This is a genomic window from Stutzerimonas stutzeri (genome assembly GCF_024448715.1).
GTDB lineage: Bacteria > Pseudomonadota > Gammaproteobacteria > Pseudomonadales > Pseudomonadaceae > Stutzerimonas > Stutzerimonas stutzeri_AR.
Window position 1 is genome coordinate 76,012 of the sequence record NZ_JAMOHZ010000005.1, and the last position, 23,883, is coordinate 99,894.

Here is a 23,883-nt window from a genome sequence, read left to right on the forward strand (position 1 = left end):
GCTTAGCTCGCCGCTCTGGGGTTGAATACGCTGGCCAACGCTGCTTCGCTCTGGGCCAGGTACTCGGCCTCGTTCAAGCCCTGTCGAAGATAGCGGACCATCTCTGCCTGACGCGCGATGGCCAAATCCGTCTCGGGATCGCCGCCGGGCACATAGGCACCGACGCTGATCAGATCGCGGCTCTGCTGGTAGCGTGACCACAGCTGTTTGAACCGCTGCGAATGGCGCACATGCTCAGCACTGACCACCTGCGGCATGACCCGGCTGATGGAGGCCTCGATGTCGATAGCCGGGTAATGACCCTCTTCAGCGAGGCGCCGCGACAGCACGATGTGACCATCGAGCACGCCGCGCGCAGCATCGGCTATAGGGTCCTGCTGGTCGTCGCCCTCGGACAGTACGGTATAGAACGCGGTGATCGAGCCACCGCCCTCTTCGGCGTTACCAGCACGCTCCACCAGGCTCGGCAGCTTTGCAAATACCGAAGGCGGATAACCCTTGGTCGCCGGCGGCTCGCCAATGGCCAGCGCGATTTCCCGCTGGGCCTGGGCAAAGCGGGTCAGCGAATCCATCAGCAACAGGACGTTCTTGCCCTTGTCACGGAAATATTCGGCGATGCGCGTGCAGTACATGGCTGCGCGCAGCCGCATCAGCGGCGCATCGTCAGCTGGCGACGCCACTACCACGGAGCGCTTGATACTTTCCTCGCCTAAGATGTTCTCGATGAATTCCTTGACCTCGCGGCCACGCTCGCCAATCAGCCCGACAACGATCACGTCCGCCTCCGTGAAGCGGGTCATCATGCCCAGCAGCACGCTCTTGCCGACGCCGGTGCCGGCGAACAAGCCGAGGCGCTGGCCGCGACCGACCGTCAGCAAACCGTTGATACTGCGGATACCAACGTCCAGCGGTTCGCTGATGGGGTGGCGCTTGAGCGGGTTGATCACCGGACCATCCATCGGCACCCAATCCTCGGCCTTCATACCGCCCTTGCCATCCAGCGCCCTGCCGGCGCCATCGAGCACCCGACCGAGCATCGAGGTACCCATCGGCAGGCGGCCGGTATTGGCAAGCGGCACGACACGCGCACCCGGCGCGATGCCGGCCAGACTGCCAACCGGCATCAGATACAGCTTGCCGCTGGAAAATCCCATCACCTCGGCTTCGACCTGGGTCGGGTGATAGCTGTCCTCGTTGATCACCAGGCAGCGGCTGCCGACAGCAGCACGTAAGCCTTCAGCCTCCAGCGTCAGGCCAACCATACGCAACAACCGACCCTCGAGGATCGGTTGGCTGGGTAGTTTGATCGCCTCGCCGTAGGTTTCGAAGCGCTTGGCAAAACTGGTGCGCTCAAGACGCATCGGGCCGCTCCGTATTCGAACTCAGATCCAGCTGCAAATCAGCCTCGGGCGGGCTGGTAGCGTTTTCGCGCTGTTGTTCGAACAACTGCTTGATGGCCTGACCCAGACGCGTTTCGACGCTGGCGTCGATACGGCTCTGTTCGGTTTCTATTCGGCAACCACCCGGCAGCAGCTCGCTGTCTTCGACGATCCGCCAGGTCTCTTCGTGGCGCTCACGCAGCGCCTTGACCAGTTCGAAATCCTGCGGATTGATATGGATTCGCACGTTGCTGGCACCCATCGGTAGCAGCTTCAACGCATCGCGCAAAACCTGACGGATCTGGCTGGAGTCGACCAGCAGGTCGCGTTGAATCACCTCGCGGGCCAACTGGCTAACCAGCGTGACCATGGCGTGTTCGAGATTGCGATCCTGATCAGCGATGGGCTCGAGCAATTGCGTCATCAATTGCTCCAAGCTGGCGAGCTTGGGCGCCAACGCCGCGTCGGCCTCCTGCCTGGCCTTGAGCTGGCCGGCGTGAAAGCCGTCTTTTTCGCCCGTGCTGAAGCCTTCGTTATAGGCTTCCTGACGAATCGCTTCGAGTTCGTCGAGCGTCAGCGGTTTGACTTCCTCGACTGGAACATCCTCGCTGTGCGACAGGTCTTCGACTTCCGCCGGATCGTCGCCCGTCTGTAGCTCTTCCGGCTCCGCGCCTAGCGGGTCGAAGCTCGGCAAGGCCCAGCGGTTGAAGGCGTTGACATCCTTTGCGCGGATGACGTCGCTGGGGTTTTCCTTGGACATCAGGGTTATGGCTCGCTTAGATCATTTCTTCGCCGCCCTTGCCGCCGAGAACGATCTCTCCGGCTTCGGCCATACGGCGGGCGATGGTAAGAATTTCCTTCTGGGCACTTTCGACTTCGCTAATGCGCACCGGCCCCTTGGCTTCCAAATCGTCGCGCAGCAACTCGCCGGCGCGCTTGGACATATTCTTGAATACCTTTTCCTTGATACCTTCGTCAGCACCCTTGAGCGCCATCACCAGCACATCGGAGGATACTTCGCGCAGCAGTATCTGGATGCCCCGGTCGTCGACATCCGCCAAGTTGTCGAAGACGAACATCAAGTCTTCTATCTGTACCGACAAGTCTTCGTCGACGTCGCGGATGGCGTCCATCAGTTGGCCTTCGACCGAGCTATCGAGGAAGTTCATGATGTCCGCGGCCCGCTTGACGCCGCCCAGCGTCGCGCGGGTGGTGTTGGCGTTGCCGGAGAACTGCTTCTCGAGGATCAGGTTGAGTTCCTTCAGCGCCGCCGGTTGTACGGTATTGAGCGACGACACCCGCAAAACGATGTCGAGCCGCACCTTGTGATCGAAATGCGACAGCACTTCACCGGCCTGGTCAGGATCGAGATACGCCACCACGATCGCCTGGATTTGCGGGTGTTCGTAGCGAATCACATCGGCGACCGCGCGCGGCTCCATCCATTTCAGGCTGTCCAGGCCGCTGGTGTTGCCACCCAGCAGGATGCGATCGATCAGACCGCCCGCCTTGTCCTCACCCAGCGCCTGGGTGAGCATCTTGCGAATGTAGCCATCAGCGCCCACGCCGAGGCTGGTCTGGTCGCCAACGATCTCGACGAATTCACCCATCACCCGCTCGACTTGCTCGCGATGAATGTTGCGCATCTGTGCCATCGCCGTACCGACTCTCTGTACCTCTTTTGGCCCGAGGTGGCGCAGCACTTGGGCCGCATCGGCCTCGCCCAGCGACAGCAGCAGAATCGCGGCCTTGTCGACTTTGTTCATCTTGACGGGAATTCGAGCGTCACTCATCAGCGTTGATCCACTCTTTGACGACCTGAGCCACCCGGCCCGGATCTTCAGCTACCAGATTCTTGATGGCATTCAGTTGCGCATCATATCCCTCGGTCGGGCTCGGCAGCATGATGCTCTGGGGCCCGCTCAGGCTGACCCGATCATTGACTAGCGAACCGTCCATTTCATCCATGCCGCCCAGTTCGGCGTCACCACCGACAGGCTGAAGCTCCTTGCCCTTACTAGCATTGGTCAGGTTATTCAGCACTGGCCGCAAGACGCCGAACACCAGCACCAGGATGAACAGCACGCCGAGCACCTGTTTGACGATGTCCCAGAACCAAGGCTGCGAGTAGAACGGGATATCGATGAAGGTTTCGTCCAGCGAATCGGCAGCGAACGGCGCGTTGATCACGCTGACGCTGTCACCACGGCTGGCGTCGAAACCGACGGCGTTCTGCACCAGGCGAGTGAAGCGCGCCAGTTCTTCAGCGGTCAGCGGTACACGTGTAGTCTGCCCATCCGCTGAGACCGTCACCTGGTCGTCGAGTACCACGGCAACCGACAAGCGGCGCAGGCGACCCTGTTGCTGCTTGGTGTGACTGATGGAGCGGTCCAGCTCGTAATTGCGGGTCGATTGCTCGCGTTTGTCTGCCGGATACGGCGCCAGCATCGGCTGGCCGGTTGCCGGGTCCATCACCTGCTGCCCGTTGGCATCCAGCAACGGCTGTCCGGGAGCGACGGCACCAGCGGCGTCCTGTCCCGCCAGAGCGTTTTCCGGAGCCGTCGCCGGACCCGGTGGCTGGTTGCTCAGAGCACCCGGAACGCCTTGTGGGCCAAGACTGCTTTGGCGCTGCTCGCTGACGCTCTGCTCACTGCGCAGGGCAGGCTGGTCTGGATTGAAGGTTTCCGAGGTAGATTCCACCGCGCTGAAATCGACGTCGGCGGAGACCTCGGCCTTGTAGCGACCATTGCCCAGCACCGGCTGCAGGATGTTGTGTATGCGTTGGGTGTAGAGGCTTTCCATACGACGGCTGTAATCGAATTGCTTGCCGGCCATGGTCAGCTCGGAGAGCTGTTGCTGGTCGGATAGCAGATTGCCCTTCTGGTCCACCACGGTGATCTGCGATTTGTTCAGCTCCGGCACGCTCGTGGCTACCAAATTGATGATCGCCATCACCTGGCTCGGCTCGAGGTTGCGCCCCGGATAGAGCTCAACCAGAACCGAGGCGCTGGGTTTGCGCTCGTCGCGCACGAAGACTGAACTCTTCGGAATCGCCAGGTGCACACGGGCCGCCTTGACGTTATTGAGGCTGGAAACGGTGCGACCCAATTCACCTTCCAGGCCACGCCGATAACGTGTGGCCTCCATGAATTGGCTCGTGCCGAGGCCCTGCTCTTTGTCGAGAATCTCAAAGCCGATGTTGCTGTCGGTCGGCGCAATGCCAGCGCCAGCGAGCTTCAAGCGCGCACGGGCGAGATCGTCGGCCTTGACCAGCAAGGCGCCGGAGGTAGGCTCGACGGTGTAGGTAATATCAGCGGCTGCGAGGGTTTCCATCACTTGATTGGCGTCCATCCCGGCCAGGCTTCCCAGCAATGGACGGTAGTCTGGCTGCTGTGACCAGAGCACCACGGCGAAGCCGATGGCGACGCTTGCAGCCAGCCCGACCAGCAGACCGATCTGCCGCAACATCGACATTTCAGAAAGATTTTCCAGAAAGGACAAGCCAAGCAGGGGCTTCTTCGGATCGCCCGAATCAACCGTTGCCGGAACTTTGCTAAGCGCTTCAGCCATTATTCAAACCCTGCCTTAAACCGGCATCTGCATGATGTCTTGATACGCCTGCACCAGCTTGTTACGCACCTGGGTCATGGCTTGCATGGAAACGCTGGCTTTCTGCGAAGCGATCATCACTTCGGTCAGATCAATGCCGCCCTGCCCCATCTCGAAGGCGGTCGCCAGTTGGCTGGCAGCTTGCTGGGTTTCGCTCACTTTATTGACGGCCAGACCGAGCATGTCGGAAAAGCTTGGCGCGCCGGCCTCGGGGGCAGCGACCACTGGTTTCGAGCGCGCCATCGCATCGGTCTGCATGGCCCGCATTTCCAGCATCAAGCGATTGAATTCAATACCCTGGCTCATTCTTCCTCCGACAGCTGCGGTTTTTTTGACGCTTCGCAGCGACCACCTGAGTAATAGCAACATCGGTGCCATTGTCTGATCTGGGATCTCGTACCAGATCGTGACGGAGGACGAACGGTATCTGGCGGCGTAGTAGCACTGTTACGCTGATCCCGCTTGCGGCTGTACCGCGACGCAGCGCGCCTTGGCAACTAGCCTGCAGCTGCCGGGAAGCAAGGATCATGCGCGATGCCAACCGCCTGCTTCCCTGACATACCGTCCCCTCGCATTCACGTGCGTTGCCACGAAACCGGATCCGACCCCGACGATGACCAACACCGCCGCCCCGCTGCTGCGACCGCTTAAGGACAGCTCAGCCTCAACTATCGTCGCTGGCTTCATTGCCATGCTCACCGGCTACACCAGTTCGCTGGTGCTGATGTTTCAGGCAGGCCAGGCAGCAGGACTCAGCGGCGCACAAATCTCCTCCTGGATCTGGGCGCTGTCGATCGGCATGGCGGTGTGCAGCATCGGATTGTCGCTGCGCTACCGGACCCCGGTGGTTATCGCCTGGTCGACGCCCGGTGCGGCGCTGTTGATCAGCAGCCTGCCCGGCGTTCCCTATGGCGAAGCGATCGGTGCTTTTATCTTTGCGTCGGCATTGATCGCGTTGTGCGGGCTCACCGGCAGCTTCGATCGCCTGATGCGCAGAGTTCCGGCGTCCCTGGCGGCGGCGCTGTTGGCCGGCGTATTGTTCAACATCGGCAGCGAAATCTTCCGCGCGGTAGAAGTGCAACCCTTGTTGGTGTTGGGGATGTTCTTCAGTTATTTGCTGGCCAAGCGCCTGGTTCCGCGCTATGCGGTGCTCTCGGCACTGATCATCGGCTGCGCGCTGGCCGGCGGGTTGGGTTTGCTGGATTTTAGCGAGCTGAGCCTGGAAATCGCGGTGCCGGTCTGGACCACACCGACGCTGTCGTTCGCAGCTATTTTCAGCATCGGCATTCCTTTGTTCGTCATCGCCATGGCTTCGCAGAACATGCCGGGGCTGGCCGTATTGCGGGCGGAGGGTTATCAGGTGCCCGCCTCGCCCTTGATTTCCACGACCGGTATCGCCTCGGTCCTGCTCGCCCCGTTCGGCTCTCACGGTATCCATCTGGCGGCTATCACCATGGCAATCTGCAGCGGACCGGAGGCGCATCCAGATCCATCCCGGCGCTATACCGCGGCGGTCTGGTGCGGGTTGTTCTACGGGATTGCCGGAATCTTTGGCGCGACGCTGGCAGCCCTGTTCGCTGCATTTCCGCCGACGCTGGTGCTATCCATCGCAGCGCTGGCATTGCTCGGCTCGATCGGTAGCGGCCTGACCCAGGCCATGCAGCTGCCGCGTGAGCGCGAGGCTGCATTGATTACCTTCATGGTCACCGCGTCGGGGCTGACGCTGTTCGGCATCGGCTCGGCATTGTGGGGACTGGTGGCGGGAATCTTGACATTGCTGATCGTCAGCGGACGCAAGGCCGCGGCCTAATCGCCGCGGCTGTTGATACTTTCAGATGGCCGTGGCGCCACCATCGACAGCCAGTGCGTGGCCGGTCGTGAAGGCGGCGCCATCGCTGCAGAGATAGAGCACTGCGGCGGCGATCTCCTCAACCTTGCCGACCCGGCCGACCGGGTGCATGGCCGCGGCAAATTCCGCCTTACGCGGATCCGCTTCATAGGCTCGGCGGAACATATCGGTATCGATCACCGCCGGGCAGACCGCGTTGACCCTGATCTTTTTCTTGGCGTACTCGATCGCCGCCGACTTGGTGAGGCCGATCACCGCGTGTTTCGACGCCGAATAGATACTCATCTTCGGTGCCGCCCCCAGGCCCGCAACCGAAGCGGTGTTGACGATGGCGCCGCCGCCCTGCGCCAGCATTAGCGGCAGCTGATGCTTCATGCACAGCCAGACGCCTTTGACGTTCACGCCCATGATGGCGTCGAATTCGGCTTCGCTGCCTTCAGCCAGGCGGCCTTGCTCGATCTCGATCCCGGCATTATTGAACGCATAATCCAAGCGCCCGTAACTCGCGACCGCCTGCTCGATCATCGCTTTGACCTGATCATCGCGGGTGACATCGCAACGTACGAAGACCGCCTCGCCGCCCGCCTCTCGAATAGCGTCGGCACAGGCAGCACCACCCGTCTCATCGATATCGGCCACCACCACCTTTAGGCCATGTTCGGCGAACGCCAACGCCGTGGCGCGGCCGATCCCTGCTGCTGCACCGGTAACCAGGGCGACGCGCCCGGAAAAAGACATGCTCATGCTGAATATCCTATCGATTGAAGAAACGGCATTGAGTCCGAATGTGACCACAAGCCAAACATCAGTCATGGTTATACCGTCATCCTTTGCTTCATTTAACTGCCGCGAGGCGATATCACTCAGACGGATGCCTGTGCATTCCAAATTTCCGGCCTTGCTTGCAGGGATGGTCTTGGCGGGCTAAACCAAGCTTTTGCAATCGACCAGAGGCTTTCATGAACAAGACCAACCGCCAGTTTCTGCTGGCCAAACGCCCTGTCGGCGCCCCCACGCGAGACACCTTTGAATTCATCGAAAAGCCGCTGGGCGAACCTGGCCCGAACCAAGTTCTGGTCAAGGTGGAATACCTGTCGTTGGACCCAGCCATGCGCGGCTGGATGAACGATGCCAAGTCCTATATCCCACCGGTAGGCATTGGCGAAGTGATGCGCGCGCTCGGCGTTGGCAAGGTGGTTGCGTCCCAGCATCCGGCGTTCGCCGAGGGCGATTACGTCAACGGCGCGCTCGGCGTGCAGGAATACTTTCTCGGCGAGCCGAAAGGCTTCTACAAGGTCGATCCAAACCGGGCGCCGCTGCCGCTCTACCTGTCCGCATTGGGCATGACCGGCATGACGGCTTATTTCGGTTTGCTGGCAGTAGGCGAGCCGAAAGCTGGCGAAACCGTGGTGCTCTCAGGTGCCGCCGGTGCAGTAGGCAGCGTTGCCGGACAAATCGCCAAGCTCAAGGGTTGCCGCGTGGTGGGCATCGCCGGTGGTGCCGACAAGTGCCGCTTCCTCACCGAAGAGCTCGGCTTCGACGCCGCCATCGACTACAAGAGCGAGGACGTCGCAGCAGGTCTCAAGCGCGAGTGCCCCAAGGGCGTCGACGTTTACTTCGACAACGTCGGCGGCGATATCCTCGATGCCGTATTGACGCGCATCACCGTTGGCGCGCGCGTGGTGATCTGTGGCGCCATCAGCCAATACAACAACAAGGAAGCGGTCAAAGGCCCGGCTAATTACCTGTCTTTGCTGGTCAACCGGGCACGGATGCAGGGCATGGTCGTCAGCGACTACATTCCGCGCTACCCGGACGCGATGAAAGACATGGCCGGTTGGCTGCAAAGCGGTGAGCTGAAAAGCAAAGAGGACATCGTCGAAGGACTGGAGACATTCCCCGACACGCTGATGAAATTATTCACCGGTGGCAACTTCGGCAAACTGGTGCTGAAAATCGATTAAACCATCGTGCTGCAGAACCGGTCGTCTGACAGAGACGACCGGTAAAGCTTGCTATCGATCAGGCCAGTTCGGCGGCAACGGCAGCCAACGCCTGAGCCGGATCCGTCGCCTGAGCAATCGGGCGACCAATTACTAGATAATCCGAACCCGCCGCCATCGCCTCGGTCGGCGTCAAAATCCGCCGCTGATCATCCGCTTTGCTTCCAGCTGGGCGAATACCCGGCGTGACCAGTTGCAGCTGCGCGAACTGCGCTTTCAGCGATTGCGCCTCCTGCGCCGAGCAGACCAGCCCGTCCAATCCCGCCTTTGCCGCCAGTCCCGCCAGACGCAATACCTGCTGCTGCGGCTCCAGATCCAAGCCGATGTCGGCGAGGTCCGTCTGCTCCATGCTGGTCAGCACCGTCACGCCGATCAGCAGCGGTTTCGCCCCGCCCGCCTTATCCAGCGTCTCGCGACAGGCCGCCATCATCCGTAGGCCACCCGAGCAATGCACGTTGACCATCCACACGCCCAATTCTGCAGCCGCCTTGACTGCCATCGCGGTGGTGTTGGGAATGTCATGGAATTTCAGATCCAGAAAGACCTCAAATCCTTTAGCTTGGAGCGCCTCGACCACTGGCGGGCCGCAGCGGGTAAAGAGCTCCTTGCCGACCTTGACGCGGCAAAGCGCTGGATCGAGCTGCCCAGCCAACTTCAGCGCCGCCTCATGGGAAGCAAAATCGAGCGCAACGATGATAGGAGTCTGGCAAGTCATGGCGAGTCCTCGGCAAAATTCGGCGCGCATTGTCGCAGAAAATTGCAAACCAGGCGGTGTCATTGAGCGCTGAGATCCAAGCTGAATTGTGTCAGGGCACAGGCGCGCGAAATGGCGCAGCCATGTTCGGTGGCGTAAGGTGAAAGCAGCTCTTAATCAGGAGAAATAAATGCCTTGGTATATCTGGTTATTGGTGGTTCTGGTGCTCGGGATGATTATCGGTGGGTTGTTGGCGCTACGTGCCAGCGCACACAAGGTTCCACTGACCGAACAACAAAAGCAGCGAATCGCACAACGCAACGCCGAAGCGGATGCCGAAGACGCTCGTAACAAATAAGCCTGCTATTCATAACAGCGCCTCTCCATCCTGCCACGCGTCGAAAAAATGACGAAACCATAAATTAGTGATGGCTTTTCGCCAACATTCCGGTAAATATCCTGCCTCCCCTCAAGGAAGCATTGATGTCAGCAGTTCCCTCATCGGCCGAGGACCTCAGACCCAAGGCCCACATCGCATTCTCCCGACGAATCTTGCCAGGCATTGCCGGCTTGCTCGCCGTTGCGCTGCTCGCCGCAACGGTCGCAGTGATAAAAATCGCCAGTACCATCGACCACGATACTGTGACCCAGGAGCGCTTCCTGGCCGGTAAGACATTCGAGGCACATATGAGCGGCATGAATCGCCATGTCGCGGACAATGCGTTCTGGGGCGATGCCTATGCCAATCTGAGCAAACAGGTCAATCTGAACTGGGCTTACGATCAAGCGAACCTCGGCCCCTCTCTGTATGAAGATTTCGGTTACGAAGCGGTGTTTGTCGTCAATTCGGCCGGCGAAACCACTTATTCGGTGATCCGCGGGAACCTGGCTCAGGTCGGTGCACACCAGTGGCTCGGCAACGGACTCGATGTGTTATTGACCCAAGCACGCGACGCGCTGGAAGACGATGAAACCGCGGCCGGCCTGCTTTCGGCCGAAGGTTACCCGGCGATAGCTGCCGCAGCGGTAATGACGACTGGCGGCAGCGATGTGAAAGAAGCGCCCGGTCCCGCCTCGATATTGCTTTTCGTGGATGTTCTGGATCCCGGCTTGCTCCTCCACCTAGGCCAGGAATATTCAATCGAAGGGCTGCGGGTCCGTGACGAAACCGTCCGCACCGAGCGGCCTCTCATCAAAACGAAAATGCTCGACGGATCACCGCTGGTATTTACCTGGACCGTGTCCGAGCCCGGCCGCTACTTGTTGTGGATGACCCTGCCGGTGCTCGCCGTGGTCACCCTTGGGCTCGGCTTGCTGGCTTGGCTGTTGCTGCGCCAGGCGCTGAAAACCGTGAGGCTGATGGATGCCAACTACAAGCGACTGTCCAAAAGCCGCACGGCATTGGTAGCCAGCGAAGAACGTTTTCGCGACGTGGCGGAAGCCGCATCCGACTGGATTTGGGAAACCGACCAGAACGCCCGGCTGACCTACCTATCCAGTCGTTTCGAGGAAATTACCGGTCACGACCCAGCGGCTTGGATTGGCCGCCCCTTGATCGATTTGTTGATAAGCGACCACGCCGCGCTACAGGACTGGTTGGCCGCACCGCACAGAACGCCGCTGCGTTGCAGCTATCATGCGGCGAACAGTTGCGAGCGGTACTGCCGGCTCTCTGCACGTGCAATCCATCGTGGTGACGAGCTGCTGGGCTATCGAGGCACTGCCAGCGATGTCACCGAAGAAACCCAAGCCCAGGCACGCGTGCAATATCTCTCGCAGCACGACGCCTTGACCGGACTGCCGAATCGAAACCGGCTGCGCGACTATTTGGAAACCAAGCTCGATTCGCTGACAAGCACGTCACGACTGACCGTCCTTTATATCGATCTGGATCGCTTCAAACCGGTGAACGACACGCTGGGTCATGGCGCGGGCGACGAGGTGCTGGTCAGCGTCTCCAATCGCCTCAAGCAATGCATTAGAGGAGACGACCTAGTTGCCCGTCTGGGTGGCGACGAGTTCGTCATGGTGATGAGCCGTCTGCAGCACAACGAGGACGTCGAGAAACTTTGCCTCCGCGTGGTCGAGGCGATCAGCGAACCCTTCCTGTACGAAGAGAAGCAGATCTATATAGGCACCAGCGTTGGCATCGCCATAGCACCCACCGATGCGACGCAGGCCAACGAACTCTTGCGTTGCGCGGATATCGCGTTGTATCAGGCCAAGGCCGACGGCCGCGGGACCTGGCGGTTCTACGGGAACGAGATGGACAGGCGGCTGCTGGAGCGGCGCCGACAGGAAGACGAGCTCCGTCAGGCCATCGCCGAAGGCCAATTCGAGGTGTACTACCAACCGCGTTATTTCAGCGAAGGCATGCGCATCAATGGTGCCGAAGCCTTGCTGCGCTGGCAGCATCCGGCCCGAGGCCTATTGTTGCCCGAGCATTTCATTCCTTTGGCCGAAGAAACCGGGCTGATAGTCCCGCTCGGCGAATGGGTACTGCGCCAAGCCTGTAGCGAAGCCGCAGGCTGGACAAGCGATATCATAGTCTCGGTCAATCTGTCCTCTCTGCAGCTTCGCACCGGTGACCTTTACGAAATGATTCATAGCGTTCTTGGCGAAAGCGGACTGCCAGCCAGTCGCTTGGAGCTGGAAATAACTGAAACGGCATTGCTCCAGGAAAGCCAGCGCACATTGGACGTGCTTAGCCAGCTGAAAACATTGGGCGTGCGACTCGCCATGGACGATTTCGGTACCGGCTATTCCTCGCTGAGCAATCTGCGTAACTACCCGTTCGACACGATCAAGATAGACGGCAGCTTCGTCGCCGGCATGTCGCGCTCGATTGAAGATCATTCCATCGTCAAGGCACTCATCGATCTAGGGCATGGCTTGCGCATGCGCGTAACGGCCGAAGGCGTGGAGACTTCGGAACAACTGAAGCTGCTACTTGCCGACGGCTGCAGCGAGATTCAGGGCTTTCATATGAGCCACCCGCTTCGGGCTAAAGACCTGCATGCCCTGCTGAACCAGGCCAGCGCCGGCGAGATCGAGCCGTTGGGCCGAAACCCCGTTTGATACCGGACCTGATAGCGATCAGCGCTTGAGTTCGAAATTGATCTGAGCGCCATCGATTAGCGCCTCATCATGTTCCAGCCCCGGTAGAAGGCGTCCGCTCATCTGCAGCGAGCGAGAATCATCGGACTCGAACAAGGGCGGCAGTAAGTTCATGGTCGTTGCATTCCGGCCTGGCTCGAGTTGCTCGGACCAGTCCTCAGGGAGACTCAGATCGAGGTTCGGCTCAGGCAGTTCGACATCCTCGACCGCGACCTTCTTCTTCGGCGCAGCCGGAGCGGCCGGTTTGGCGGAAGGCTCAGACGCGACCCGATCAGATGGCAGCTCATCGGGATTTCCAGCGGTAACCGGCTCGAGTTTGATTTCGATCTTCGGAGGCACGCTATCCTCACGCTCAACGGATGTCGACAACGGCGCCTGCTCGCTATTAGCGACCCGAACCTTCGGCGGCGCGGGCGGGCTGGGTTCGGCCGGCACGTTGTCAGCGTCGCATGCGCTCAACAGCGACAGCGCAAGCAGGAATATCAACAACTTCATCGCCAGCGCCCTCCTCCGATCCAACTAGTTCGATTGTCGACAAAGTTCGGCCGTAAGCTCGCCAAGCGTCTTTAGAGCCCTCTCCGCCTCTGTCGTCCAGGGCAGCCCACAGTTGAGCCGCACGCAGTGATTGAACTGCTCGGTGTTGCTGAAAATCAGGCCCGGCGCGATGCTGATCCCTCGCTCCAACGCCTGCACATGCAACTCCTTAGTGTTGATCCGCGCCGGCAGGCTGACCCATAGAATGAATCCGCCGGTTGGGCGGGTCATCTGGGTTCCTTCCGGAAAGTACCGCTGCACCGCCAGTTGGAACGCACTGAGGTTCTTGCGGTACTCATGGCGGATATAACGCAGATGGCGATCGTAGCCACCGTTTTCCAGATACGCGGCGACCCCCATCTGTGTGACGCTGCAGGCCGAATGCGTGCTGAATGTTTGCAGCCGCTGTATTTCTTCCCGATAACGCCCGGGAACGATCCAACCAATACGCACACCCGGCGAAATCGTCTTGGAGAAGCTCGAGCAATAAATCACGCGCCCGTCGCGATCATTGGACTTGAGCGCCTTGATGGACCCCGCATCGAACAACAATTCGCCGTAGATATCGTCTTCGACAACCTGGATGTCGAAATTCGCCGCCAGCTTCAGCAATTGCTTTTGCCGTACATCGGGCATGCTGCCGCCGAGGGGGTTGCTCAGGCGCGCCGTCAATACCAGCGCCTTGATCGGCCATTGGCTGGCAGCTAGTTGCAATGCCTCGAGACTGAGCCCGGTGTCTGGATCGCAGGGAATCTCGATAACTTTGAGCCCGAGCAAGTCGGCCAACTGGAGCAAGCCGTAGTAACTGGGCGATTCCGCCGCAATCAGATCACCCGGCTTGGTCAGTACGCGCAAGGACATTTGCAGAGCGTCGACGCAACCATGGGTAATCACTACTTCATCCGGACCGACGACCACACCGGCATCACGCATGCGAATCGCCACTTGCCTACGCAGTGGCTCATAGCCGGGGCTGAACATGTAGCTGAACGCCCGTTGGCTCTGGAAACGAGTGACTTTGGCGAGCTGCTGATGCAAGGCACGCACGGGCAAATAATCAACATGAGGAACGGCTGCGCCCAGCGGAATCAGGCCATCGCGGCGCGACTCGCTCAGTACCTGATTGATGATGCTGCTGCGCGTGACCAGGGTGGGTCGTTCAACCTGGGCGATATCGGGCGTGGGCGCCGTCAATGCAGGCGTATGGTGGACATAGAAACCGGACTGAGGACGAGCGCGGATCATCCCCTGATCTTCAAGGTTGGCATAGGCTTGCAAGACCGTCGCGTGGCTGACGTTCAGCTGCATGCTCATCTTGCGCACCGAAGGCACACGTTCCCCCGGCCGGTAAACGCCTCGCCGAATGTCTTCGGCGAGCTGATGAGCGATACGCTGATAAAGCAACAGATTGGTCATATTGTCCGTCTCCGCCAACTGGACCATAACAGTAGTACAGCACCGTTACGCAGGACCAATACAGTTGCAGCTTAACTCGCCGACACAGTCAGTTACGTTTGCGGAAGCCGACAGAGCGCGATGTCAACGCGAGTTACTCAGTCGCCCTTGCTCATCGGAAAACAGGATCTCGACCCGCCGATTCTGCGCGCGCCCGCGGGCCGACGCGTTCTCGGCGATGCGGAACTGCTCGCCGTAACCCACTACCTCAATGCGTTGTGCGTCGATGCCCAGACCCTGCAAAAAGTTGCCCACCGCCTGTGCACGAGCCTGGGAGAGCGCAAGATTTTCCGCCGCGTCACCTCGATTATCAGTGTAGCCCTCGATCCGAATCATGCGCTTGGGATTGAGCTGGAGGAAATGCACCAGCTTGAGCAACGTGCGATTGGCCGATGCTCCCAGCTCAGCGCTTGCCGCCTTGAACAGCACGTCGCCCAACGTCATCACCAGGCCACGGTCGGTTTCGGCGGCAGCCAGGCTGATCATCTGATCTTCCAACCAGCGGCCCTGCTGCTGCATGTCTAGTAGCTTGGCTTGCTGCAACGTCTGCCGCAGGCGCTCACGTTCCATAGCTAGCCGTGTGGCGCGCTGCTGATTCTGCAATTGTTCGCTGTGCTGGCGAGCGATCTCGCTATAGCGTTTACTGAGATAAGCATAGTGACTAACGTCCTCCGCACTGCCCAGGTAACTGGCGAAGCGTCTGGCTCGTTCTAGCGACTCGCCCGCACGCATCACGTCCTTGGGCGCATCGCGAAGCACCTGAGGGTCTTCGCTGACGCTTTGATACGCAGCAGCCGCTTGTTGCAGCTGCTGCTCTGGCGTCGCACAACCCTGAAGTCCGGCGAGCGCGACCAGCAAAACGGGTAAGAGGCGTACTGGCATCATCGCAGATCCCTCAACTGTTCACGCAACCGTGCGATGCGCCGGTTCAACTCTGTCACCTCGAGCTGACCTTTTTCATTCAGCACGGTGGCCTCCGCCAGCCTGGCGTCCAGTTCTGCTTCCTCGGCTTGCAGGCGCGCTTCGCGATAGCGCTCGTCCTTCATCGCAGCGATAGCCATCGAGAGCTTGCGTTCGGCGAGAGCAAATTCCGGGGTCTGCTCCGACGCGCCAACCGCACGTGCTTGGCTTAGCGCCTGTTCGGTCAGACGTAGCTGCTCAGTGGGTGCTGGATCGCTGGCACAACCGACCATTGCCAACAGGACAAGCATGCAGGAAAGGTATTTTTTCAAGAATATAATCCTAGCGTTGCGGATTGCTTTCCAGCGCCAACTGCTGTTGCCTCCAGCGATCAAGATTTTCCGCCAGCAGCTGCTGCGGAACCCCGGCGGCACGCAATTCTGTCATTTTTATCGCCAGTTGTCCGCGCAGCCAGGGTCCGTTGCAGGCCGAGTCATGCGCCACGGCGAAATGCATGCCGCGGCTGAACACCGGCGGTTGCAGTCTTTGTACGTCATCAAGCAAACCCAGCGGCCCAGCCAGCGCGACTGCACTGTAACGCTCGTGCAATACGTAATCGGTTTTACCGATCAGTAAATTTTGCATGGCTTCGGCCAGGCTCGGCGACGATTTCAGGCGAAGGTTGTTTTTGACGTACGCGTCGAACTCGCTGCCAAAACGAGCGTTCGCTACGTAGGTGCCCGTCTGGCCTGAGAGATCGTCACGGTTGGCATAGAGGAAACCCGGCTCGTTGCGCACCCACGCAGCTATCTGCAAGCCGGAGACTGATGGATGGATGAAATCCAGATGCGCCAACTCCGGCGTACTGAGCATCGCGTCAACAAGCAGATCTACCCGGCCGCTGCGAACCTCCTCAAGCGCCTTGTCGGCATCGCCTGTGTAGAGAACCTCAAGCTTCAGATTGAGTGAATCGGTGATGGCCTTCAGCAGATCGGCGTTGGCACCCATCAACCGCTTAGGGTTCTGCGGATCGCGCCATAGGAATGGTGGGTTGTCCGCACCGCCCGTTGCGATCAGCCTGTCACACTTTGCAGCTGCCGCGCTCGCAGCCAACGGCGTCAGCAGTAGCAGGGTAATCAAAGCGGATTTCAGCGGAACGGCACAGCGCATGGGGAACCTCATCGTTCGGAATCGAGCAGGCACCTGCCGGGGCCAGACGGCGATCTTACCATTGGCTACCGCAACCGAGCGCCCATGAAAAAACCCGCTCCTGGGAGCGGGTTTCATTCTAAAGCCGGTCAGCTCAAACGAGTTTCTCGAGCTCCGGCACGATCTCGAACAGGTCACCCACCAGGCCGTAATCGGCGACCTGGAAGATTGGCGCCTCTTCATCCTTGTTGATCGCAACGATCACCTTGGAATCTTTCATGCCCGCCAGGTGCTGGATAGCTCCTGAGATGCCCACGGCGATGTACAGCTGCGGCGCAACGATTTTGCCGGTCTGCCCGACCTGCATGTCGTTTGGCACGAAGCCGGCATCGACCGCGGCGCGCGAGGCACCAACGGCAGCGCCCAGCTTGTCGGCCAGCGAATACAGATGCTTGAAGTTGTCGCCGTTCTGCATGCCACGACCGCCGGAAACGACGATCTTGGCAGCGGTCAGTTCTGGACGATCGGACTTGGCCAGCTCTTCGCCAACGAAGGACGAAACCCCCGCATCGCCAGCACCCGAGATCTGTTCGACAGTAGCCGAACCACCTTCTGCCTTGACCGGATCGAACCCGGTGGAACGAACGGTGATGACTTTGATCGCCGCGCTGGACTGCACGGTGGCAATGGCATTACCGGCATAGATCGGACGCTTGAAAGTATCAGCGCTTTCTACGGCGATGATCTCAGAGATCTGGTCGACGTCCAACTGTGCAGCCACACGCGGCAGGAAATTCTTGCCATTAGTGGTGGCAGCAGCCAGCACATGGCTGTAATTAGCAGCCAGGCCGGCAACCAGCGGCGCGACGTTTTCCGGCAACTGATTGGCATAGGCGGCATCGTCTGCAACCAGAACCTTGGAGACGCCTTCGATCTTGGCAGCCGCTTCGCCAATTGCCGCGCAGCCGCTGCCGGCTACCAGTACATTAATGTCGCCGCCAATCGCTTTGGCAGCAGCAACGGTATTGAGCGTAGCAGCAGCCAGAACGGCGTTGTTGTGTTCAGCGATAACCAGGATAGTCATTTAGATTACCTTCGCCTCGTTCTTCAATTTCTCGACCAGTTCAGCCACGGATTTGACCTTGATACCAGCGCTGCGAGCCGCTGGCGCTTCGACTTTCAAGGTCTTCACGGTGGAGGTGGTGGATACGCCCAGTACGTCCGGGGTCAGGACTTCGAGCGGCTTTTTCTTGGCCTTCATGATGTTCGGCAGCGAGGCATAGCGCGGCTCGTTCAGGCGCAGGTCGGTGGTGACGATTGCTGGCAGATTCAGCGAAACGGTCTGCGAGCCGCCATCGATTTCGCGCTCGACCTTGACCTTGTCGCCTTCAACTTCGACTTTCGAAGCAAAGGTGCCCTGAGCGTAGCCAGTCAATGCACCGAGCATTTGGCCGGTCTGGTTGTTGTCGCTGTCGATGGCCTGTTTGCCAAGGATGACCAGCTGTGGCTGTTCCTTATCGACTACCGCTTTCAGCAGCTTGGCGACGGCCAGAGAGTTGAGTTCTTCAGTCGATTCGACCAGAACGGCGCGATCAGCACCCAGTGCCAATGCGGTGCGCAGTTGCTCCTGCGCAGCGGTCGGACCAATGGAAACCACGACGATCTCGCTCGCAACGCCCTTCTCTTTCAGGCGTACAGCTTCTTCCACGGCGATTTCGCAGAAGGGGTTCATCGACATCTTGACGTTGGCGAGGTCGACGCCGGAGTTGTCCGCCTTGACGCGAACCTTGACGTTGTAATCGACCACTCGTTTGACAGCTACAAGAACCTTCATGGATTCCTCGTTACTCTCCGGTGAATAGAATTTCGCCGAGGCGAACCGAGCCATGCTCGAGGTCCGGGGTCGTCAATTCAGCCACCGGACCTGTTCGGCGAGCACAAAACTGCTCGTATCTTGACTGCTGGTGATGGCCGGGGTCAACAGCGCAAATACCCCGTTATAAGCCGCAGTTTCCCGATTCTAACAGGGCTGCGTAAATTCAAACAAACGTTTGTATTGGACCCTTTCCGGCGTCTATATATAATGCCGCAGCTCGGCTTGGTCAGGGAAACGATCCAGCCCTCCATCACCTAAAAAATAATCAAGCCTTGAGTAGGAGATAGCCAATGGAACGCGAATACATGGAATTCGACGTAGTCATCGTCGGCGCCGGCCCCGCGGGCCTTTCTGCTGCCTGCCGACTAAAGCAAAAAGCCGCCGATGCCGGGAAGGAAATCAGCGTCTGCGTCGTCGAGAAGGGTTCCGAAGTAGGCGCCCACATTCTGTCCGGTGCCGTGTTCGAGCCCCGCGCATTAAATGAGCTCTTTCCCAACTGGAAAGAACTCGAAGCGCCACTGAACACCCCCGTCAAGCGCGACGACATCTACCTGCTCAAAAACGCCGAAGCCGCGCGCAAGCTGCCCAATGCACTAGTTCCCAAGACCATGCACAACGAGGGCAACTACATTATTTCGCTCGGCAACTTCTGCCGCTGGCTGGCGCAACAGGCCGAAAACCTCGGCGTCGAGATTTATCCCGGCTTCGCAGCTCAGGAAGCGCTCATCGATGAGCAGGGCGTGGTTCGTGGCATTCTCACCGGCGACCTCGGCGTGGACCGCGAAGGCAATCCAAAGGAAGGCATGTACACCCCAGGCATGGAGCTGCGTGCCAAGTACACCCTGTTCGCCGAAGGCTGCCGCGGCCATATCGGCAAACAGCTGATCAATCGTTTCCAGCTCAACGCCAATGTCGACCCGCAACACTACGGCATCGGTATCAAGGAACTCTGGGACATCGACCCGGCCAAGCACGAACAGGGCCTGGTCGTACATACCGCAGGCTGGCCGCTGGATGACGAGAACACCGGCGGCTCATTCCTCTATCACATCGAGAACAACCAGGTCGTGGTCGGCTTGATCGTCGACCTGTCCTACAGCAACCCGTTCCTCTCGCCGTTCGACGAATTCCAGCGCTACAAGCATCACCCGGTGGTAAAGCAGTACCTGGAAGGCGGCAAGCGCGTTTCCTATGGAGCGCGCGCCATCGCCAAGGGTGGCATCAATTCGCTACCCAAGATGGTCTTCAATGGCGGCGCACTGATCGGCTGCGATGCCGGCACGCTGAACTTCGCCAAGATCAAGGGCAGCCATACGGCGATGAAATCCGGCATGCTCGCCGCAGAGGCGGTTGCGGACGCCCTGTTCGCCGGCCGCGAAGGTGGTGACGAACTGACCGGCTACGAAGAAGGCTTCAAGGCCAGCTGGCTTTATGAAGAGCTGCATGCCAGCCGCAATTTCGGCGCGGCGATCCACAAGTGGGGCGCGGTCAAAGGCGGTGCATTCAATTTCATCGACCAGAACATTTTCGGTGGCAAGATCCCATTCACCCTGCATGACACCAAGCCGGACTACGCATGCCTGAAAACCGCAGCCGAATCGAAGAAGATCGATTATCCCAAACCGGATGGCAAGCTCAGTTTCGACAAGCTCAGCTCGGTATTCCTTTCCAATACCAACCATGAAGAAGAGCAGCCGGTCCATCTCAAACTGACCGATCCGAGCATTCCGATCGAGAAGAACCTACCCCTGTACGACGAACCCGCCCAACGCTACTGCCCGGCTGGCGTCTACGAAGTGGTAGATAATGACGATGGCAGCAAGCGCTTCCAGATCAACGCGCAAAACTGCGTGCACTGCAAGACGTGCGACATCAAAGACCCCGCACAAAACATTACTTGGGTGGCGCCGGAGGGCACCGGAGGACCTAACTACCCCAACATGTAAATTGCAGAAGGCTCCCTCGGGAGCCTTTCTTATTTTAGTTAGCGCAGACTCGAATCCGAACGGATTATCTCATCCTGTTCGAATTATTCGGTGCGCCCAATGGGGAAAAATTGTCCGTGGCTCCAGACACCCAGCCAAGTAGCGCCTTCGATCTCACGCGGTACAGCCAGCTCGACCAGTTGGTAAAAAACGTTTCGATGAATCAGCGCGTCGAGATTGGCGCGCACATGAACATAGGGTGTTGGCTCCTGACTATCGGGATCGAGTTCGACCCGCATCGGGTGTTCTGACCCAGCTTCGATTTCGTCGTCGACGTTGGTGATGAAGCGAAGGATCTGTGCATCGCCGCTCCCCTCCACCTCCAGCCGAACCGCCACGAAGGGTGCGTCATCAACCTGGATGCCGACTCTCTCCACCGGGGTCACCAAGAAGTATTTGTCGCCATCGCGCCGGATAACCGTGGAAAACAGCCGCACCATGGAGGGCCGCCCTATCGGCGTGCCCATGTAGTACCAACTACCATCGCGGGCGATTCGCATATCCAGATCACCGCAAAACGGCGGATTCCAGAGGTGCACCGGTGGCAGGCCTTTCTTTTCGAATTTCGGAATCTGACCCAGCAGATCCGCGGCTTTTTCAGAATCGCTCACGTGCGCTCCCTAACGACTGAGGCCCGTCAGGCGCCGGGCGTAGTCTCGCAAAGGCGGACCCAGCAAAACCTGCGGCGTCGCATCATAAATATTCAACAGCCCGCCCCGACTGCGGATTCGAGCTGTATCGACAAGATAGCGGTTGCCAGTCTCGATCAGCATCAACTGCACCACGCTGGTGTCGACACCCAGACGATCGAGAGCGCGCTGATCGTTGAGTTCATCGAAACTACCGATGCGATCATCGGCAGCGGCAAATCGCGTGTACAGCAAGTAGTTGGCACCCGCGGCAGCCGCCTGGTTCAGTGCCTCGTCCAACCCGACAGGTTCCGGGGCTCGTCGGACCAGTGGGAAATACTCGACGAACCCCTTGAAGGCCTCCTCGGCTACCACGTTGGGTCTGGGATAGGCATTGCCGGGCGGCACAAAATGACCTTGGGCAATATAGATGAACGAATCGGGCTGCAAGCGCCAGGACGCGGATCGCACGGTCTCGCTGTGATCGAGAATACCGACGTCGCGCAATTGATCGCGAGTACCTTCGGCCATGTCGCTTATCTTCATGCATCCGCTCAGTACGAGCAAAGCTGCGATAAGGCTAAACACTTTCATTTTTTGCTCCTGCCTCTGACGGAAAACCGGCGAATAGCGAAGCAATGCAGCAAACAAGCCAGTTCAGTACGAAGAGAGGTTACAGGCCCGGGCGCCGTTCTTGGCGTTATAACGAGTACAGGATCTTCGAGTAACGCGGCGAACCTGCGCCAGCGCTGACAGGCGCGGCAGGCCCCACCCAGCATAAATGGACTAGTCGCGCTTGCGCTTGTTGCCCATGCGTACACCGATATCCATCAGGAACTGGAAGAAGCCTTCCTGATCTTCCAGCACGTTACTCCAGAACGGCGAGTGATAAAGCGCTACGGCTCCATGCACCAGCGCCCATGCAGCGCAATAGTGGAAGTATGGCGGCACATCTTCCAGCTTTCCTTCGGATATGCGCCCCTTGATCAGTTGGGTCAAATGTTCGAAGTTGGATGCGCGAATGCGGTGGAGTTCTTCGACCATTTCCGGAACCTGATTTCCTTTGACGACCTTCTCTTCGAGACGATCGAACAGGCGATAGCGCTGGGGATCGCGCATGCGGAATTCAAAGTAAGCGCGTGACAGCGCTTCCTTGTCCTGATCGAGGTTTGGCGAGTGCAACAGCTCGTTCAGGTCGCGCTCGTAGTCCAGCATAAGCCGCAGGTAAATCTCGGCCTTTGATTTGAAGTGCTTGTAAATGGTGCCTTTGCCGATACCCACCATGTCGGCGATCATCTCGACAGTGACGCTGTCTTCTCCCTGATCGAGAAAAAGCTGAAGCGCTGTATCGAGAATCTCTTGCTCGCGACGGCGAAATTCGCGGACCTTCCGGGGTTCAGTTTGCATAAGAGGCTGCAGCTTGAAAATCAAAGCGGATTATTATGCCTATCTAGTCAGAAAATGCACGGAACATCGCCAATGAGTACATTGAATGACGAATTTCCTCAAATCGAGGGGCTGCGATATCTGAACCATGCTGCCGTCGCGCCCTGGCCGCGCCGGGCGACAGAAGCAGTGAGGACTTTTGCTCAGCAGAATATGACGCTGGGCGCGCGCGACTATCCAAAATGGCTGAACGTCGAGACGAGTCTGCGTGGGCGCTTGGCCAGGCTGCTGAATGCACCATCCACGGCAGACATAGCGCTGGTGAAGAATACGTCCGAGGCACTGTCCTTCGTGGCATTCGGTCTGGATTGGAAAGCCGGCGACCAGGTCGTCATCAGTGACGAGGAGTTTCCGTCTAACCGGGTGGTCTGGGAGGCTTTGCAGCCGCAAGGCGTCGAGGTGATACAGGTCAATCTCAAGGGCGAAAATCCTGAGGCTGACCTGCTTGCTGCCTGCGGACCGAAGGTGCGGTTGATGGCGATCAGCGCGGTGCAATACGCCAGCGGCCTGCGGCTCGACTTGCCGCGTCTTGGCGAGGGCTGCGAACAGCGTGGCGTGCTGTTATGTATCGACGCAATCCAACAGCTGGGGGCGCTGCCGTTCGACGTTCAGCAATACCGGTGTGCCTTTGCCATGGCTGACGGGCACAAATGGCTGCTGGGTCCCGAAGGGCTCGGCGTCTTTTACTGCCGCAGTGATCTGCGCGCCAAATTGAAGCTCCATGAGTACGGCTGGCATATGCTCGAGCATGCCGGTGATTACGATCGAAGCGATTGGGAGCCGGCCCGTAGCGCGCGCCGCTTCGAATGCGGCAGCCCGAATATGCTCGGGACCATGGCGCTGGAGGCAAGCCTGTCGTTGCTGGAAGATGTCGGCATGGACAGAGTGGGTCGGGCGCTGGGCGAGCGCATCGATCATCTGCAATACGAGCTATCAGCTATGTCCGGCGTTGAGCTATTGAGCCCTGCCGATTCGTTTCGGCGAGCGGGGATCATGACCTTCAGGGTCAGCGGCTTGAAAAACCAGATGCTATTCGATCGTCTCAAGGCGGAGCAGATTGTCTGCGCCCTTCGCGGCGGCGGCGTAAGGCTCTCGCCACACTTCTATACCCGCCCGGATGTCATTGAACAAACCTTGTCGGTGATTCGCGCCCTTGCTGCGGTCCAGTGAGCGATCAACGGCACCACAGCTATTCCAAATCCGTTTTAAAAACGCGGCGAATCGGGCGGCAAAGTCGTCAATCCAGGCCAATACTTCA

Annotated in this window: 23 protein-coding genes; 6 read left to right on the forward strand and 17 right to left on the reverse strand. The window is 59.1% G+C overall.

Translation table 11 applies throughout. The features are described 5' to 3' along the window. Positions 1–2: 2 nt before the first annotated feature. Genes fliI through fliE form a run of 5 tightly spaced genes read right to left on the reverse strand, consistent with a single transcriptional unit; the run spans position 3 to position 5,294 of the window. Positions 3–1,361 carry a flagellar protein export ATPase FliI gene (gene fliI / locus NAV33_RS12325; RefSeq protein ID WP_255980404.1) on the reverse strand — a complete coding sequence of 453 codons (1,359 nt, stop codon included), beginning with the start codon at positions 1,359–1,361 and terminating at the stop codon, positions 3–5. Continuing rightward, positions 1,351–2,139 (reverse strand): flagellar assembly protein FliH, encoded by a 789-nt coding sequence (gene fliH / locus NAV33_RS12330; RefSeq protein WP_255980406.1) that lies wholly within the window; start codon positions 2,137–2,139, stop codon positions 1,351–1,353. The genes fliI and fliH overlap by 11 nt, the downstream gene beginning before the upstream one ends. Before the next feature lie 16 nt (positions 2,140–2,155). Beyond that, positions 2,156–3,172, reverse strand: coding sequence for a flagellar motor switch protein FliG (fliG, locus tag NAV33_RS12335; protein ID WP_255980408.1), 1,017 nt, complete (start codon positions 3,170–3,172; stop codon positions 2,156–2,158). Continuing rightward, positions 3,165–4,949, reverse strand: a complete 1,785-nt coding sequence (gene fliF / locus NAV33_RS12340; protein WP_255980410.1) for a flagellar basal-body MS-ring/collar protein FliF — start codon at positions 4,947–4,949, stop codon at positions 3,165–3,167. Before fliF ends, fliG begins: the two co-directional genes overlap by 8 nt. A 15-nt stretch (positions 4,950–4,964) precedes the next feature. After that, positions 4,965–5,294, reverse strand: a complete 330-nt coding sequence (gene fliE / locus NAV33_RS12345; RefSeq protein WP_255980412.1) for a flagellar hook-basal body complex protein FliE — start codon at positions 5,292–5,294, stop codon at positions 4,965–4,967. Positions 5,295–5,601: 307 nt separating this feature from the next. On the opposite strand from fliE, the gene NAV33_RS12350 reads away from it, so the two are divergent. Further along, entirely contained in the window at positions 5,602–6,798 is a 1,197-nt protein-coding gene (locus tag NAV33_RS12350; protein WP_255980414.1) for a benzoate/H(+) symporter BenE family transporter, read from the forward strand. A 21-nt stretch (positions 6,799–6,819) separates the two neighbouring features. Here the strand turns inward: NAV33_RS12350 and NAV33_RS12355 are convergent, their stop codons facing one another. Next, positions 6,820–7,581 (reverse strand): SDR family oxidoreductase, encoded by a 762-nt coding sequence (locus NAV33_RS12355; protein ID WP_255980415.1) that lies wholly within the window; start codon positions 7,579–7,581, stop codon positions 6,820–6,822. Positions 7,582–7,796: 215 nt separating this feature from the next. Here NAV33_RS12355 and NAV33_RS12360 point away from each other — a divergent pair, with 215 nt between their 5' ends. Further along, the gene (locus tag NAV33_RS12360) at positions 7,797–8,801 is read left to right on the forward strand and encodes an NADP-dependent oxidoreductase (protein ID WP_255980417.1); all 1,005 of its coding nucleotides are present in this window, start codon (positions 7,797–7,799) and stop codon (positions 8,799–8,801) included. 58 nt (positions 8,802–8,859) lie between these two features. Here the strand turns inward: NAV33_RS12360 and pyrF are convergent, their stop codons facing one another. After that, complete coding sequence (gene pyrF / locus NAV33_RS12365; RefSeq protein ID WP_255980419.1) at positions 8,860–9,555, reverse strand: orotidine-5'-phosphate decarboxylase; 696 nt, start codon at positions 9,553–9,555, stop codon at positions 8,860–8,862. Positions 9,556–9,724: 169 nt separating this feature from the next. On the opposite strand from pyrF, the gene NAV33_RS12370 reads away from it, so the two are divergent. After that, the gene (locus NAV33_RS12370) at positions 9,725–9,892 is read left to right on the forward strand and encodes a DUF2897 family protein (protein ID WP_255980421.1); all 168 of its coding nucleotides are present in this window, start codon (positions 9,725–9,727) and stop codon (positions 9,890–9,892) included. Between the two features lie 125 nt (positions 9,893–10,017). Then, positions 10,018–12,612: a bifunctional diguanylate cyclase/phosphodiesterase gene (locus tag NAV33_RS12375; RefSeq protein ID WP_255980423.1), complete on the forward strand. Its 2,595-nt coding sequence runs from the start codon at positions 10,018–10,020 to the stop codon at positions 12,610–12,612. Positions 12,613–12,630: 18 nt separating this feature from the next. On the opposite strand, the gene NAV33_RS12380 is transcribed toward NAV33_RS12375, so the two are convergent. The 7 genes from NAV33_RS12380 to NAV33_RS12410 all read right to left on the reverse strand — a co-directional run bounded on the left by NAV33_RS12380 (position 12,631) and on the right by NAV33_RS12410 (position 18,523). Then, entirely contained in the window at positions 12,631–13,146 is a 516-nt protein-coding gene (locus NAV33_RS12380) for a hypothetical protein (protein WP_255980425.1), read from the reverse strand. Positions 13,147–13,170: 24 nt separating this feature from the next. Further along, the gene (locus tag NAV33_RS12385) at positions 13,171–14,601 is read right to left on the reverse strand and encodes a PLP-dependent aminotransferase family protein (RefSeq protein WP_255980427.1); all 1,431 of its coding nucleotides are present in this window, start codon (positions 14,599–14,601) and stop codon (positions 13,171–13,173) included. Between the two features lie 123 nt (positions 14,602–14,724). After that, complete coding sequence (locus NAV33_RS12390) at positions 14,725–15,525, reverse strand: OmpA family protein (protein ID WP_255980429.1); 801 nt, start codon at positions 15,523–15,525, stop codon at positions 14,725–14,727. After that, positions 15,522–15,851 (reverse strand): DUF4398 domain-containing protein, encoded by a 330-nt coding sequence (locus NAV33_RS12395; protein ID WP_255981047.1) that lies wholly within the window; start codon positions 15,849–15,851, stop codon positions 15,522–15,524. The genes NAV33_RS12390 and NAV33_RS12395 overlap by 4 nt, the downstream gene beginning before the upstream one ends. A gap of 31 nt (positions 15,852–15,882) precedes the next feature. Then, positions 15,883–16,710, reverse strand: coding sequence for a substrate-binding periplasmic protein (locus NAV33_RS12400; RefSeq protein ID WP_255980431.1), 828 nt, complete (start codon positions 16,708–16,710; stop codon positions 15,883–15,885). A gap of 133 nt (positions 16,711–16,843) precedes the next feature. Next, positions 16,844–17,773: an electron transfer flavoprotein subunit alpha/FixB family protein gene (locus NAV33_RS12405; RefSeq protein ID WP_255980433.1), complete on the reverse strand. Its 930-nt coding sequence runs from the start codon at positions 17,771–17,773 to the stop codon at positions 16,844–16,846. Then, positions 17,774–18,523 carry an electron transfer flavoprotein subunit beta/FixA family protein gene (locus tag NAV33_RS12410; protein ID WP_255980435.1) on the reverse strand — a complete coding sequence of 250 codons (750 nt, stop codon included), beginning with the start codon at positions 18,521–18,523 and terminating at the stop codon, positions 17,774–17,776. A 332-nt stretch (positions 18,524–18,855) separates the two neighbouring features. Between NAV33_RS12410 and NAV33_RS12415 the strand changes: the two genes are divergently transcribed. Then, a complete protein-coding gene (locus tag NAV33_RS12415; RefSeq protein WP_255980436.1) occupies positions 18,856–20,511 on the forward strand; it encodes an electron transfer flavoprotein-ubiquinone oxidoreductase in 1,656 nt (551 codons plus the stop codon). An 83-nt stretch (positions 20,512–20,594) separates the two neighbouring features. Here NAV33_RS12415 and NAV33_RS12420 read toward each other — a convergent pair whose 3' ends face one another. The 3 genes from NAV33_RS12420 to NAV33_RS12430 form a co-directional block, all read right to left on the reverse strand. After that, positions 20,595–21,161 (reverse strand): DUF1285 domain-containing protein, encoded by a 567-nt coding sequence (locus NAV33_RS12420; RefSeq protein ID WP_255980438.1) that lies wholly within the window; start codon positions 21,159–21,161, stop codon positions 20,595–20,597. A 9-nt stretch (positions 21,162–21,170) separates the two neighbouring features. Continuing rightward, the gene (locus NAV33_RS12425) at positions 21,171–21,773 is read right to left on the reverse strand and encodes a DUF4823 domain-containing protein (protein WP_255980440.1); all 603 of its coding nucleotides are present in this window, start codon (positions 21,771–21,773) and stop codon (positions 21,171–21,173) included. A gap of 192 nt (positions 21,774–21,965) precedes the next feature. Then, positions 21,966–22,586 carry a TetR/AcrR family transcriptional regulator gene (locus tag NAV33_RS12430; RefSeq protein ID WP_255980442.1) on the reverse strand — a complete coding sequence of 207 codons (621 nt, stop codon included), beginning with the start codon at positions 22,584–22,586 and terminating at the stop codon, positions 21,966–21,968. A gap of 72 nt (positions 22,587–22,658) precedes the next feature. Between NAV33_RS12430 and NAV33_RS12435 the strand changes: the two genes are divergently transcribed. Further along, positions 22,659–23,795 carry an aminotransferase class V-fold PLP-dependent enzyme gene (locus NAV33_RS12435; protein ID WP_255980444.1) on the forward strand — a complete coding sequence of 379 codons (1,137 nt, stop codon included), beginning with the start codon at positions 22,659–22,661 and terminating at the stop codon, positions 23,793–23,795. The last annotated feature ends 88 nt before the right edge of the window (positions 23,796–23,883 follow it).